Genomic DNA, 14,489 nt, shown 5'->3' with positions numbered 1-14,489 from the left:
TATTCTAATTTTTTTCTAATAACCTTCCAATTAGGGTTACCCTCAGCCCGAACTACTTTTGTGGTCTCAAATCAAAAACACTCTTACTTGAGAATCTTTCTTTTTTTAGTCCCAAAGACCAACTACACATGAAAAAATTAATATTGATAAACTTGCTCCTATTTGCAGGAATTGCAACTGCCCAAGAAGCCATAATCGGTGTAAAAGACCCAGAAGCTCACAAAAACACTGACCGACTTGCTATTCTGGACACCATCAGTTTACCTTTTGAGTTGTCTAATGACAAAAAACTCTCCCGTGAGGACATCCTCAACAAAAAGGAAGGGTTCTTTGTGACAGGTTTGCCAAGGTTTGAGTTTGATCCTATCCGTGGATTTGGAGTAGGTGGCAATGTGTTTTTTTTCCAGAATAAGACTAAAGAAGATCCTTTCTTTTATTACACCCCTTATCGTTATAGCATCAACACAGAATTCTTTGTATTTGAAAATGGTAGGATCAAGGCGGCTATAAATTTGGATGTTCCATATATCTTCAATTCAAAGTGGAGATTAAGAGCTGATGCAGTTGTATGGGAAGATCCCAATGCCCAGTATTGGGGGATAGGCAGAGAGTCGCTCAATAACCTGAGTTTCCAGGATAAATCAGCAGGAGCTGAAGGAGGAGTCCGACAGTTCAACAGAGTAAACGACTACGAAGAAAATCTGAAAATCGCTGTTCCTGGCAATGGTGGAAGACTTCAGACAGATACCCACTACAATCAATTTATCCAAAGAGAATTACTCTTCAATGCGCTTGGTGAAAGGGTAGAAATGGGAGGAAAGCTCCGCTTGATGTTTGGCTATGAGGCTTTATTTACAGCATTTGAAGATTATACCGGGCGAGTGGCTGAGGAAGCCTTTTTAGCTGACGGAACAGCCGTAGAAGCTGTGCAACGTCAGACTTTAGTGAACCAGCAAATCAATGACGGTACTTGGGATAGATTTAACCTTTCAGGATTTTCTGATGGGTTAAAGTTTACTTCCATGCTTGCAGCAGCCTTGATTTATGATACCCGTGATTTGGAGCCAGATCCTTCCAAAGGGATATTCTTGCAATATTCTCACGAATACTCGGCTCCTTGGTTAGGCTCTGACTTTAATTTCAACAAGTTTATGGTGCAGGGGCAGTTCATCCATACTTTCCACCGATGGAAAAACAACCGAAACAGGTTGACCTTTGCGGGCTTGGCGGCCGTTGGGCATATCTTTGGGCCTAACATCAACTTTATCGAAATGTGGGATTTGTCTTCCCAAGCTGAGGCAGGAGGGATTTTGATTCTTGGAGGTGGTCGATCACTGAGAGGTTATAGAGAAGCCAGATTTATGGCTCCTACAGTAGGTTTGGTCAATTTGGAGATGCGAGCTAGGTTACACGACTTCAATGCCTTCAATCAACATTTTGCTTTAGGACTTACTCCATTTTATGATTTTGGAACCGTTTGGGAAGGATTGAATGATGTCCAATTGAACAATTTCAGAGGTGCTCCGGGTTTAGGTGGCAGAATAGCATGGAATCAATCTACCATATTAAGATTAGACTATGCTCAGAGTAGAGAGGGAGGTCAGTTCTTCTTTGGGTTTGGCCATATTTTCTAAATCTTATAATAATTTAAAAAGAGGGAAGGCTACGGCAGTCCTCCCTCTTTTATTCTTCTAGTATAGATACTTTCCCTGTCTCCACATCATATACAGCGCCGACTATTTTCAATTTTCTAGCTTCAATCAAATGATTGACCATGGGGACTTTATTTTTGAGTTCGTGAATGCCATGCATTACATTCGCCTCTATGGCTTTTTCATAAAAATCTGGAATATCTCTAGGTAAAGCTTTTTCCTCTTCCTCAGCATCTATAAAATCGATGATTTTTTGAATGTATTCAGAGTAATGGTGCGTATGATCATGATCATGGTCTACAAAAGCACCGATTGCACCACATTTGGTGTGCCCCAAAATGATGACCAGAGGCACCTCCAAATGCTCAATGGCATATTCCAAGCTTCCTATTTCATAATCCCCAACAATATTACCAGCATTACGGATGACAAATAGATCTCCCAATCCTTGATCAAAAACCAACTCAGGTGGAACCCTAGAATCCGAACAACTGACTATAGCTGCCAAAGGGTGTTGACCTACAGATAGATCCCTTAAGCGATTCAATGTTTGATCTGGATGAAGGGGGTGATCTTCAGAAAATCTTTCGTTTCCTTCAAGAAGTATATCAAGCAGATTTTCTGTTGGGACTTCTTCTAGGTGTTGGTCTATTTTCTCTGGATTACAGGAAAAAGAAATAATTATCGGGAAAATGACATATATAAAGCTTCGCATATTCATCTTTTTTGAATTAGCAAATCTCTACTTATTGATAAAAATGAATCGTGATATTAATCACTCAAGTGGGTTTTGATTGAAGATATTAAAAGCCTATTTCCCATACTTAAGTACAATCGCCAATTGCCCTGCATGATATGCAGTGTGGGTTGTGATCCTGCCAAATGCTTCAGCTAAACTCTTTTTCCCAAACTCTTTAGTTTCAATAACTTTTTCCCAATCTGTTTGCCTTCTGATCGCATCCTCCAATTGCTCATAAGCATATCTTTCAATCTTTAAGAGGGTATCTAAATCTGTCCATTCCCCAGTGTCTTTACCGGCCTTAAGGGTTTTGGCATCTACTTTCACCTCCATATTACCAAATACATTTTTAGCAAAGAGCAATTCCACTTCAGCGATATGCCTAATCAGAAATCCTGCAGAGTTAGGTGAATTACCTATTTTTTTTGTTAAGTCTTCGGGCTTTAAATTTTCGAGTTGATTGGTCAATCTTGTACGGCCTTCTTTCCAGAGTTCGATCAAAGTTTTCATAGTGAAGACAAGTTATGAATTCCTTTTTTTGCCTTGACAAGAGTCAGGAAAAAATAATCGGCAAAAATTAAACTTGATAATAATTATTATCGTAATATTGCGATGTAATTAAATTCATACTTCATCCTTCTAAATTCTATCTTCCACCATGGGCGTCACCAAAACAGATCTCTTCACCGACCAACAAAACGAACTGGCCAAAGTAGCCAAGGTCTTTGCGCATCCGGCACGAATAGCTATCCTTGAGTACCTGATCCAAGCCAACTCCTGCATCAATGGAGATTTGGTTCAAGAATTGGGTTTGGCGCAGGCCACTATTTCCCAACACCTCCGTGAACTCAAAGAAATCGGGCTGATCAAAGGAAGTATAGAAGGTGTTTCTGTGAATTATTGTATTGACCCTATTCGATGGGCAGAAGTGCAAAACTTATTTCAAAACTTATTCATTGGCTTTCCGAAGATATCGGGATGCTGCTAAACCTTTGAGGTTTTTAAAACCTCGAAGGTTTAAAAAAGAAATAAATGTTATTAACTCAACCTTGAAACCTTCGAGGTCAAAAAAAGACCTCAAAGGTTTAAACTTGGCGCCTTTGCGTGCAACACTATGAAAACAACCGAATTCACCAAAATCCTACAAGAAAACCCTGAAAAGGCACTTTTCTTCGAATATCAAAGTGGTCAGTATGTAAGAACTGACTATCACATCACCGAAATCAAAAATGTCAATTATGACACAGTAGACTGTGGGGGTATCCGCAATCAATGGTCAGAGGTACATATTCAGCTTTGGGAAAATGAAATACCTGAACCTGATCATGCTGTCGACAGCACAAAGGCATTGAAAATCTTTGAAGTAGTGAACAAAGTAAGAGAGACCTATCCTGACACTGAAATCAAATTCGAGTACGGAAACTCCCTTTTCCCAACAGCGGTACTTCCTGTTCATAATATCAAGGACACCGGCAATGCTTTGATCGTGCAATTAACACCCGATCAAACGACCTGCAAAGCCAAAGACAGGGCTACTACTCCTGAAGAAAAAGCTGCTGCCTGCTGCGGACCTGTATCCGAAAAACCAAAAGTAAGAGTTTCCCTTGCCTCTATTCAGACCGTCAATAGTTGCGAACCTGGATCTGGATGCTGTTAAGTAACCTTTAAGGTCTTAAAGACCTCGAAGGTTTAAAGAAACCAAAATATTATTTAAAAAGCTTCAAAACCATAAAAACCTCGGAGGTTTGAAAGTATCACCACGATTTTAACTAAAAAACCTTCGGGGTTTTGGAAACCCCAAAGGTTATAACAGTACACCATGAACCTATACCCAACCCTCCAATCCCACATCGAGCAGGCACAGGCACTGCCGATAAGCGAAGAACGCAAAGCCGTACTTCAAGTTCTGATTGACTACATTCAGCAGAAAGTCGATCAAAATCAGGAGATCAACATGAATTTTATCTGTACGCATAATTCGCGAAGAAGCCAGTTTTCGCAAATCTGGGGGAAAGTAGCTGCGGCCTTTCATGGCATAGCTATCAACTCCTATTCAGGAGGCGTGGAAGTGACTGCTTTCAATGAAAGAGCGGTCGCTTCGATCAAAAGGTTTGGATTCAAAGTCAATAAAAAAGGTGAAGGCAATCCCAAATATTTTGTTTTTTATTCTGACGATGAAGATCCAATTGTGACTTTTAGTAAAGTATACAATGATGCCGCCAATGCACCTATTGATTTTGCCGCAGTGATGACCTGTTCGCATGCAGATGAAAACTGCCCCTTTATCCCTGGTGCCGAAGCCCGAATTCCCGTTCGTTACGAAGATCCAAAATCATTTGACGACACCGATCAGGAAACAGAAATGTATGATAAAAGATCATTGCAGATTGCTTCGGAGCTGCTGTACGTTTTCTCCAAAATTTATAGGAAATAAAGTAGAAATATACTTCGTGAAATATGTTTTCGGAGAAATAAATAGAAACCGAAGCTTGAGGGAAGGTCTCGAGAGCATATAGATTCGGGATATGCTCTTCGGAATATGGTTAAATCCTACTTCTAATGTATTTCCACAATATTTCAACTTTATATCTACTGTATTTCAACCTTATTTCTAAAATATTTCAATTAGAATAAAATGTCTGAAACTAAGAAAATCGCCTTCTTCGAAAAATACCTGACCCTATGGGTTGCTTTGTGTATAGGCGCTGGTATTCTGATCGGTCATTTGGCGGGAGATGATATCTCAGTCTTGTCGGATTTGGAAATCTACAATGTCAACCTTCCGATTGCTATTTTGATCTGGCTAATGATTTACCCGATGATGTTGCAGATTGACTTTGGCAGTATCAAAGGAGTCGGCAAAGCGCCAAAAGGATTGATCTGGACATTAGTGATCAATTGGCTGATCAAGCCTTTTACCATGGCATTTTTTGCGTGGATATTCTTTGACCAATTGTACTCGGCCTATATTGAGCCTGATATGGCTGGAGAATATATTGCTGGAGCAATCCTTTTGGGGGTAGCTCCATGCACGGCTATGGTTTTTGTGTGGTCTTATTTGACAGATGGAGATCCGAATTACACCTTGGTGCAGGTTTCTGTCAATGACCTGATCATTTTGGTGGCCTTTGTGCCATTGGTAGGATTTCTATTGGGCATTACCAATGTGACAGTACCTTATGGTACATTGGTTGCTTCTGTAGTCATTTTTGTTGTAGTTCCCTTGCTCGCTGGAGTAATTACATCCAAGATCATGATTCAAAAGAAAGGAGAAGACTGGTTCAAAAAAGAGTTTCTTCCTAAGTTTAAGCCCGTAAGCATCATCGCTTTATTGCTGACCTTGATTTTGCTTTTTGCCTTTCAAGGACCCAATATCCTAAATAACCCACTGATCATCTTGCTAATTGCAGTTCCATTGATCATTCAGACTTATTTTATCTTCTTCTTGGCTTGGTTTGGAGGAAGAAAATTGAAACTTAGACATGCTGTCTGCGCACCTGCATCCATGATTGGAGCCAGTAATTTCTTTGAATTGGCAGTAGCTGTGGCCATTGCATTATTCGGACTTGACAGCCCAGCTGCATTGGTAACAGTAGTCGGAGTATTGGTGGAAGTACCGGTAATGCTACACTTGGTGAGTTTGGCGAATAAATGGAAGTATTAAAAATTGAAATATGCCATCGGCGAAATATACTTTGTGAAATATCGTAGAAATATGCCTACGGCGACATAAAGTAGAAATATATTTCGTGAAATATGTTTTATGAGAAATAAATAGAAACCTAATTTTGAGGAAACGTCCCAAGAGCATATAGATTCTGGATATGCTATTTGGAATATGGTTAAATCCTATTTCTAATATATTCCCACAATATATCAACTGTATTTCATTCTTATTTCAACCACATTTCTATTCTATACCGACTTTATTTTTTCCCTAGCTGAAATCTAACTTTGTATGTAGCGTTGATGAACCATGGAAAGTAATAATCCGCCCCATAAGCTGAGACACCTACTGCATTTCGAATATTTGGATTTTTAGATTTCCACGCTGCTTCCAATTCAAGCAATAATCCCACTCTTTGATATTTGTTAATTATAGTAAATGGAACTGGATCATCGGGATTAAAGAAACTTCGAACCCTAACAGATTCGCCTCCTAATTGTAAAGATGGACCAGCTCCAAACGCTAATTTAAAGCCAGAATCTCTTTGAATGATATCATATCTTAAGGTTGGACTAATAAAAATTCCTGAAGACTGATCAATATCAGACAATTCATTTTTTTCTAAATTCCCTAAAGACTGATAAAATGACAGTCCTGTATTTAAAGAAAAACGCTTAGCAAATCGATAGTTCAATTCAGTCCCCAAATTCAGCCCCCAGAGTAGGTTATTGTTATCTGTAGTTATTCCTCCTCCAAAGGAATACTGAAATTTAGATTCTTTCTCCTGAGAAAAAGCTATCATTGGTAGCAGGCATATGATACAGATGAGCAAAATGTGTGGATGTTTTTTCATGATTAAAGAATTTTTACGTTTGAAATCTAAAAGTACCTAACCTTTATTTAATTAAAAAGTTGGTTAAGAATACTTAACAAAACCTCTATAATTCGTAAGGATTTTTAACAAAAGAAGAGCAATTAATTGCAATAGAGATTAGTACATCAAATTTTATGATTAACCTCAATGACATCAGAATGTGATTTTATCGCAAATAATCTTACGGATAATCGACATCTAATCCAGATCTATGCGCCTAAGCGTAGCATGCGAGATTTATCAGTCAATTAGTAATCAGTGCATATATGCCCTAAATTTTTACACTTCAGTCACGATATTCTACACTTCAGTAACCTTTAATTTTTTCTGGATGACTTTTCCTTGAGTTTTGAATCATAGTTCAAAGTTATGAAGGCAACAATTTATATAATTCTAATTCTAGTAGCCCAACCTATTTTCGGACAAACCAGCATCCAAGGTGTGTTAAAAAACCAAAGTGGTGAAACCATCCCGGGTGTGAATATCTTTCTCAAAGGAACATATGAAGGGGTTTCTTCAGAAATAGATGGAAGTTATGAATTCGAAACAACGCTTTCTGGAAATTATACACTCGTCTTCCAAGCGATGGGTTATAAAGTCTTTGAAAAGGAAGTTTCTCTGGATGGAGAGGTCATCTCTTTGAATATAATACTCCGCGAAGCGATCAATGAAATGACTGCCGTCACCATCAGTGCCGGTGCAATGGAGGCTTCAGATGAAAAAAAAGCTGTGGTACTCAAACCTATTGATATCGTCACTGTCCCATCAGCTATGGGAGATATCATCGGGGCATTTCAGACTTTACCTGGTACCGCTAATGTGGGCAACGATGGGAGGCTTTTTGTACGGGGTGGTGATGCTTCGGAAACATCCATCTTCATTGATGGGCTAAAAGTCGGGAATGCATTTGGTACTACCGCTACCAATGTACCCACAAGAACTCGCTTCAATCCAAACCTATTCAAAGGTTCTTTTTTCAGTACTGGAGGCTATTCGGCAGAATATGGTCAGGCACTCTCCTCTGCTTTGGCCTTGAATACGGTAGATTTTCCAGTAAGAAATCAGGGAGATATCAACCTTATGTCTGTTGGAGGTGGCTATACACAGACCTTGGCAAGAGAAAAAAGTAGCCTTACTGCTTCAGCCAATTACTTTGATCTTTCCCCCTATCAATCCTTAATCAAGCAAAATTTTGACTGGGAAAGAGCTCCATATGGATGGGATGCGGAAGTATCTGCAAGACAGAGATGGGGAAAAAACGGAATTGTAAAAGCTTATCTTCATACCGAGTCCAGTGGAATGAAAATTTGGCAACCCATGTATGGTTCAGAAGGAAGAGGCCAATTGGTGGGCTTACAAAATCACTATTCTTTTGGCCAGGCATCATTCAAGCAACTAAGTAAAAATGATTGGAGCTATTATGGTGGGGTTTCTTATTCAAACAATGTAGATGAATTCGAATTGGATCAGTTAAATATTCGAAACCAAAACCAGGTCTTACATAGTAAGGCGGTTGCTATAAAAGGGTTTTCAGATAAACTCTCTATCAAAACAGGGTTGGAGTCCTATTTCTATATCTATGAGGAACAACTGAAATCTGAGGGTTTAAAGAGGGATTTCCAAGACCATCATACTGTTCTTTTCACCGAAGCTGATTATTACGTGAACAACAAGCTGATTTTGCGAGGTGGATTAAGGACTGGAAACAGCAGCCTTGCTAAACAAACATGGTTGGACCCTAGAATTTCAATAGCCTTTAAATTCAAACATGAGGGGCAACTTTCCTTTGCTGCTGGACAATTCAGTCAGATGCCTGTAGAGCAATTACGCATTTTAGATCAAAGTTTAAAGAATACCCGTGCTGATCATTTGATATTGAATTATTTTTTAAGCAGAAATGGGCGAACTGTTCGTGCTGAGGCATTCTACAAAGACTATAAAGAGCTCATTACTTATGAAGTAGCCCAATTATTTCCCATGCCCATTGGATTGGAGAATATCCAGCAAAACGGTGAGGGATATGCACGGGGAATGGATATTTTTTATAGAGATCAGACGACTTTCAAAAACACGGATTTTTGGGTGACATATAGCTATGTGGACAGCAAGAGGCTGTTTGTCCACTTTACCGAAATGGTACAACCAGGATTTGCTCCAAGGCATAACGGTTCAGTAGTGGTCAAGCATTTCATTCAACCTTTAAAGTCACAGTTGGGTGTATCCTTAAGCTTTAATGATGGCTACACTTATGATAACCCCAACCTGCCTGGACAGATGAATGCCAAGACCAAAAGCTTCCAAGACCTGAGTTTGGGCTGGAGTTACCTGCCAAGACCAAATTTGATCATCCACCTAGCCTGCTCCAATGTGTTGGGGAGAGACAATATTTTCGGATATCAATACACCAATGAAATCAATGAAAGTGGAATTTTTGAGGGGAACCCAATCAGGCTTCAGGCTCCCCGATTTCTCTTCTTAGGAATCTTCTTGACACTCTCAAAAGACAAAAACGCAAATAATTTGAACAATCTATAAATAACAAAAACATGAAAAAGTACAGTATTTTCATTATTGCCATGATGCTGATTTCTTTGATGACACAAGCATCCAATGAAGCCTATGAAAAAGCAATGCGCAAGGAATTGCAACAAATGAAAGTTGCTAAAAGTCCGGACGACTTCAAAAAAGTAGCCAATGGGTTTTCAAGAATCTCAGAAATGGTACCTGAAGAATGGTTACCTGATTACTATGCTGGTTTGGCCTTGGTAAATGCAGGATTCAGAAGTCAGGGAAGATTGGAAGAAAAAGATGCTTTTTTTACCCAAGCCAAAAAACTTACAGATAAAGCAGCCGAGAAATCCCCAAACAATTCTGAAATTGTAGCCCTACAAGGATATATCACTATGGGCGAATTATCAGCAGACCCTAACTCCCGTGGGCAGCATTTGTCTGGGGTAGCCATGCAATTTTTTGGAAAAGCGGTAGATTTGAACAGACAAAATCCAAGAGCCATCATGATGCTTGGGCAGATGGAATTGGGTATGGCTCAGTTTTTTGGACAGGAACCTGGTAAAGCCTGTGGCTTGATTAGTGCCAGTTTGAAGTTATTTGAAAAAGAAGAAAATACAAAGGAAGAGGATACGCTTTTACCTACCTGGGGTAAGGAGATGGCCCTTCAAATAAAGGAAAGCTGTCAGTAGTTTTGGGAAGACCTATCAGGTTTTCAAAATCTGGTAGGTCTAAAAACTTTGGAAACAAATATCTAATTCAATAGCTTTAAAAAAATCTCTTGACATGAAACAAGAACATCCTTTCAATTCTGATAATATCTTCAGGTCATTCTGGAAGTTTATCCTGTTGAATATGGGGATTGTTTTCATTTTATTATTGGTTCAATGTCCTTCTTGTATATTTTCTTGGCAAGAAATAGTTTCCAGAAAGAGTGATATTATATTTTCTTTTTTGATGTCTTCTTCACTCAGTTTTGGCGGGTATTACGTTGATCTGTTTTTTGAAAATCGGATTTCATGGATCAAAGAACCTTTGAAAAGGCTTACTGCAACCCTTTTCACCTATATGGTTTATTCTTTTATTGTAAGCTTTATCTTGATTACAGGAATAGTATTGATTTTTGTTGATGAAGTTACAATACACAATATTTCATGGGTGAAGATTTTAGAAAATACGATCCCGCCGACCATTATCGCATTTACTATCATTTCCATATTTATTGCCAGAGGTTGGCTTTTTGAATGGAGAAACACAGCCCTCGAGGCAGAAAAGCTTAAATCTGAGAATATTGCAAGTCAATATCAATCGCTTAAAGATCAGCTCAATCCACATTTTCTCTTCAACTCCTTGAATGTATTAAGCAATCTGGTCTATGAAAGTGCTGATAAATCCGCAGAATTCATTCAGCAACTATCAAGAATCTATCGACATGTATTAGATGTTCAAAATGAAGAATTGGTGACTTTAAATTTGGAACTTGATTTTGCAATCAACTTCTTAAGCCTTCAAAAAATTCGATTTGAGGAGAGCTTGGAGTTCCATCTTGATAACATCAACCCCAAAGATTGGATGATTCCACCACTTTCGCTTCAACTATTATTAGAAAATGCCATCAAACACAACATCATAAGCCAAGCAAAACCATTGAAAATCTGGATTGGTATGCAGGGTGAATCTTTGGTGGTGAAAAATAATTATCAACCAAAACAAAGCAAGGAAACGAATTCAGGAATTGGACTGAATAATATCACCAAACGCTACAATTTACTCAGTGAGACATTTCCTGAAATCATTCAAACAGAGCGGGAGTTTATTGTCAAATTACCATTACTCAAAATAACAAAGTGATGAATATACTGATCATTGAGGATGAAAAACCTGCCGCTAAAAGACTGATGCAACTGATCAAAAATGAGCTGCCTGATTCATCTATATTTGGATGTATCGACAGTATTCAAGCAGCGATTGAATGGTTTAAATCAAATCCTACTCCTGATTTGATATTCTGTGACATTCAGTTAGCCGATGGTTTGAGCTTTTCGATTTTTGAAAAAATAGATGTTAAATCGCCTATTATATTTACTACAGCTTTTGACCAATATGCCATCAAAGCCTTCAAGCTAAACTCGATTGACTACATCCTCAAACCAATCGATCCAATTGAATTTAAGCAAGCCATTGATAAATTTCTAGGACAAAAACAGAAGCCACATCTGGACATTGACAAAATCAGGGATATTTTTCAGGCAGAAAGCAAAAGCTTCAAAAGTAGGTTTTTGGTCAAGATTGGCGAAAAAATATTGTCTGTGCAGGCTTCAGAAGCAGCATATTTCTACAGTGAAGAGCGCATCACTTTTTTAAAAACCAATGAAAGCAAAAAATTTATCTTAGACTACACACTTGACCAACTTGAAAACCAGCTTGACCCCAAACAATTTTTCAGGCTCAACAGAAAGTATATCGCATCCTTTTCTTCCATTTCGGAAATCCATACCTATTCCAACAGCCGCCTAAAAATCATCCTCAAAAACTGTTCACAATCAGATATTTTGGTCAGTCGGGAGAAAGTTGGTGCATTTAAAGATTGGCTGGATGGGTGATAAATCAATTCATATAGAAAGAGGGAAAAATTAAATACTAGCTCAATACTTATTCACAAGTCCTGAGAATTAAACTTCAATTAAAAGCAAAAGCAGTTTTAAAGAATTTTCTTTAAATAAACACGTCTAAAATTTCGAACGTAATCGAAAAATTAGGCGTGTTTTTTAGATTAAAATCGGAATATTAAGCCTAAATAGACTACATCAACCTCAGCTTCACCCCTCCATTGATCACAAATCCATCCAATGGCGCGTAGATTTCTCGAAAACTAGGATTATCTATACTTCCTGTGAAAATGGTGTCAAACCGAGTCTGTCGGGCATCAAGAAAGTTCTCAAAGTTGATAAACACGGAGAACTTATCCCAAATCTTCTCCGCCATAAAACCCATGATCCAGTAGGACTGACCCACTGCTCCATCACTGAGTTGCTGTTCGCTAAAATAATAAGACTCCCAGCCGATTTTCCACTGATCATGCACTTCGTAAAACAACACCGAATTGATCCTATGCCGCGGAGTCAAGGGATTTTCTCTGATATTTCCATTACTCACAATTCTGGCATGCGTATAGGTATATCCCATAAACCACTTGAAATCTCCCAACTCCCATTTGACGTTCGTTTCTGTACCCTTGGTATCACTATAGCCATCTATATTCACAAACCTGAATTCATTTCCACCAACTGTCTCTAAGAAAAGAGGATTGCTCAAATAAGTGTAGAAAAACAAGTGGTTTAAGCTAAAGAACAGTCGATCATCGAAAAGAGAAGTTTTGTAATTCAGGTCCCAGTTCAATCCATAACTCCGCTCCAAGCTGTTCAATTCTGAGTCTATAGGCTTGATATTTTGGTATTGCAAGCGCTCACTTTCCTCCGTGAAAATCGTAGGTGCCTTATAGCCCAGTCCTCCACCCAGTCTAGAGCTAAAGTTGATATTGGCTCGGTATAGCATGGCGATTCTTGGCAATACTGCCCAGCCATAATCCAGCACATAGTCCATGCGCAATCCAGACTCCAACACCCATTTTTCACTGAGATTGGTGTTGTTCTGAGCAAAGGCACCGAGCGTATTCATGGTGTAATCACGTAGAGGAAAATTACCGCTAGGCTGCTCTACAAATGCCTCTGTCCATAGATTCCCTCCAAACACCCAATCCGATTGCGTTCCATCCAGTTGATAATTGACCTCGGTGAAGGTGGAGTGCTGCACCGCATTGAAATCATAGCCTCTTGTACTGAGTCTTCTGTCGAAGTAGTTGTAACTGTTTTTGACCTGTAGTCTTTTGCCTTCTTCGAGCCTATGATTGAGCACAAACTGTGAGCTGATCCGCTCACTTTGATTACTTTCAAAAAATGCAAGAGGATTTTCCCTGTTTCCTCTCAAGAAATCCATGTTTCCACCGATGCGGTCTTCTACCGAGAGGTTGACACCCAACTCAAGGTCAGTACGCGAGGATGGGTAAAGAAAAAGCTTTGGGTTGAAGGTAAAGCGGTCAACCTTTGGAATGGCGCTTAGCCCAATATCTGATGGGTCAAAGGGCGAATTGGTGTTGTAGGCCGCAAATAGCGTGGTACCCACTTTGCTATTCCGTTTGCCATAAAATCCAGAAGCGTCAAATCCTCCAGCATTAGTTCCGTTAAAGACAAAGTCCAAATTACCCTTTTCAGTTGGTCTTTTTGAAATCAAATTCACCAATCCGGCTATTGCTCCACCTCCGTAGAGAGTGGAAGCCGAGCCTTTGATCAGTTCCACTTGCTGAAGATCAAGCGGTGGAATCTGTAATAGCCCCAAACCACTTGCTGCTCCTGAATACAAGGGAAACCCATCTTTCAAAATCTGGGTATACCTTCCATCCAGTCCTTGGATACGGATAGAAGCATTGGCAGAGGTAGGAGAGGTGACCTGCACCTGAATACCGGTACTCTCGCTCAGGAGCACCCGAATATCACCAGGTTTCATGTTCACTTTTTCATCTAATTCTTCTCCTGCTATGAATTCTACCCTTGTAGGAATGTCCTCAATCGTCCTTGAACTCCTAGTGGAAGTGATTGTGACCGTTTCCATGTGGTCGTGTTCCTCGTGTAGCAGCACTTCCATAGGCATCTTCTCGAGGTCTTCTGGTAGGTTGATCACGAGCTGCTTGCGCTCGTATCCTATCAACTGAAACCTGATGGTATATTTTCCATCAGGTAGTACTGATAAAGCTAAATGGCCATTTTCATCGGAAACAGCCCCTTTTTTATTTTCCAATATCAAGGCAGTCGCCCCCATCAGCGCTGTGCCTTCATGCTCGTCTATGATGACGAACTTCATTTCCTGTGCAAAAGCAGAGGTGTATAGCCCCAAGCCCAAAAGGCAGGACATAAATATTTTTTTCATTGAAATACTTGATCTGATTTAACATAGTACTGGCTATTTGGGGCTTTTGAACCCAAAAGCATGGTC

The 14,489-nt window shown here is 39.4% G+C and carries 13 protein-coding genes; 9 read left to right on the top strand and 4 right to left on the bottom strand.

Annotation, left to right across the window (positions count from 1 at the left end; translation table 11 throughout):
- The first annotated feature begins 128 nt into the window (after positions 1–128).
- Positions 129–1,634, top strand: a complete 1,506-nt coding sequence (omp85, locus tag CHB66_RS08700; protein WP_089240028.1) for an Omp85 family outer membrane protein — start codon at positions 129–131, stop codon at positions 1,632–1,634.
- A gap of 49 nt (positions 1,635–1,683) precedes the next feature.
- On the opposite strand, the gene CHB66_RS08695 is transcribed toward omp85, so the two are convergent.
- Positions 1,684–2,367, bottom strand: a complete 684-nt coding sequence (locus tag CHB66_RS08695; protein WP_089240218.1) for a carbonic anhydrase — start codon at positions 2,365–2,367, stop codon at positions 1,684–1,686.
- A gap of 96 nt (positions 2,368–2,463) precedes the next feature.
- The gene (locus CHB66_RS08690) at positions 2,464–2,901 is read right to left on the bottom strand and encodes a DinB family protein (RefSeq protein WP_089240026.1); all 438 of its coding nucleotides are present in this window, start codon (positions 2,899–2,901) and stop codon (positions 2,464–2,466) included.
- A gap of 148 nt (positions 2,902–3,049) precedes the next feature.
- Here CHB66_RS08690 and CHB66_RS08685 point away from each other — a divergent pair, with 148 nt between their 5' ends.
- The 4 genes from CHB66_RS08685 (at position 3,050) to arsB (ending at position 6,055) form a co-directional block, all read left to right on the top strand.
- Positions 3,050–3,379, top strand: coding sequence for an ArsR/SmtB family transcription factor (locus CHB66_RS08685; RefSeq protein WP_089240024.1), 330 nt, complete (start codon positions 3,050–3,052; stop codon positions 3,377–3,379).
- A 126-nt stretch (positions 3,380–3,505) separates the two neighbouring features.
- Positions 3,506–4,048 carry a DUF6428 family protein gene (locus CHB66_RS08680; protein ID WP_089240022.1) on the top strand — a complete coding sequence of 181 codons (543 nt, stop codon included), beginning with the start codon at positions 3,506–3,508 and terminating at the stop codon, positions 4,046–4,048.
- A 162-nt stretch (positions 4,049–4,210) separates the two neighbouring features.
- Positions 4,211–4,825 carry a low molecular weight phosphatase family protein gene (locus CHB66_RS08675; RefSeq protein ID WP_089240020.1) on the top strand — a complete coding sequence of 205 codons (615 nt, stop codon included), beginning with the start codon at positions 4,211–4,213 and terminating at the stop codon, positions 4,823–4,825.
- Positions 4,826–5,026: 201 nt separating this feature from the next.
- The gene (gene arsB / locus CHB66_RS08670; protein ID WP_089240018.1) at positions 5,027–6,055 is read left to right on the top strand and encodes an ACR3 family arsenite efflux transporter; all 1,029 of its coding nucleotides are present in this window, start codon (positions 5,027–5,029) and stop codon (positions 6,053–6,055) included.
- A gap of 262 nt (positions 6,056–6,317) precedes the next feature.
- On the opposite strand, the gene CHB66_RS08665 is transcribed toward arsB, so the two are convergent.
- Positions 6,318–6,911 (bottom strand): hypothetical protein, encoded by a 594-nt coding sequence (locus CHB66_RS08665; RefSeq protein WP_089240016.1) that lies wholly within the window; start codon positions 6,909–6,911, stop codon positions 6,318–6,320.
- Positions 6,912–7,301: 390 nt separating this feature from the next.
- Here CHB66_RS08665 and CHB66_RS08660 point away from each other — a divergent pair, with 390 nt between their 5' ends.
- From CHB66_RS08660 to CHB66_RS08645, 4 genes are all read left to right on the top strand, one after another.
- The gene (locus tag CHB66_RS08660) at positions 7,302–9,467 is read left to right on the top strand and encodes a TonB-dependent receptor (protein WP_089240014.1); all 2,166 of its coding nucleotides are present in this window, start codon (positions 7,302–7,304) and stop codon (positions 9,465–9,467) included.
- An 11-nt stretch (positions 9,468–9,478) separates the two neighbouring features.
- Positions 9,479–10,132, top strand: a complete 654-nt coding sequence (locus CHB66_RS08655) for a hypothetical protein (protein WP_170932459.1) — start codon at positions 9,479–9,481, stop codon at positions 10,130–10,132.
- A gap of 94 nt (positions 10,133–10,226) precedes the next feature.
- Positions 10,227–11,291 carry a sensor histidine kinase gene (locus tag CHB66_RS08650; protein WP_089240012.1) on the top strand — a complete coding sequence of 355 codons (1,065 nt, stop codon included), beginning with the start codon at positions 10,227–10,229 and terminating at the stop codon, positions 11,289–11,291.
- The gene (locus tag CHB66_RS08645) at positions 11,291–12,043 is read left to right on the top strand and encodes a LytR/AlgR family response regulator transcription factor (RefSeq protein WP_089240010.1); all 753 of its coding nucleotides are present in this window, start codon (positions 11,291–11,293) and stop codon (positions 12,041–12,043) included. Before CHB66_RS08650 ends, CHB66_RS08645 begins: the two co-directional genes overlap by 1 nt.
- Before the next feature lie 199 nt (positions 12,044–12,242).
- Here CHB66_RS08645 and CHB66_RS08640 read toward each other — a convergent pair whose 3' ends face one another.
- Positions 12,243–14,423 carry a TonB-dependent receptor gene (locus CHB66_RS08640; protein ID WP_089240008.1) on the bottom strand — a complete coding sequence of 727 codons (2,181 nt, stop codon included), beginning with the start codon at positions 14,421–14,423 and terminating at the stop codon, positions 12,243–12,245.
- Positions 14,424–14,489: the final 66 nt, after the last annotated feature.

The organism is Belliella buryatensis (assembly GCF_900188245.1).
GTDB classification, from domain to species: Bacteria; Bacteroidota; Bacteroidia; order Cytophagales; family Cyclobacteriaceae; genus Belliella; species Belliella buryatensis.
The sequence above is the reverse complement of the archived record's forward strand: the minus strand, read 5'-3'. Positions and strand labels throughout refer to the sequence as shown.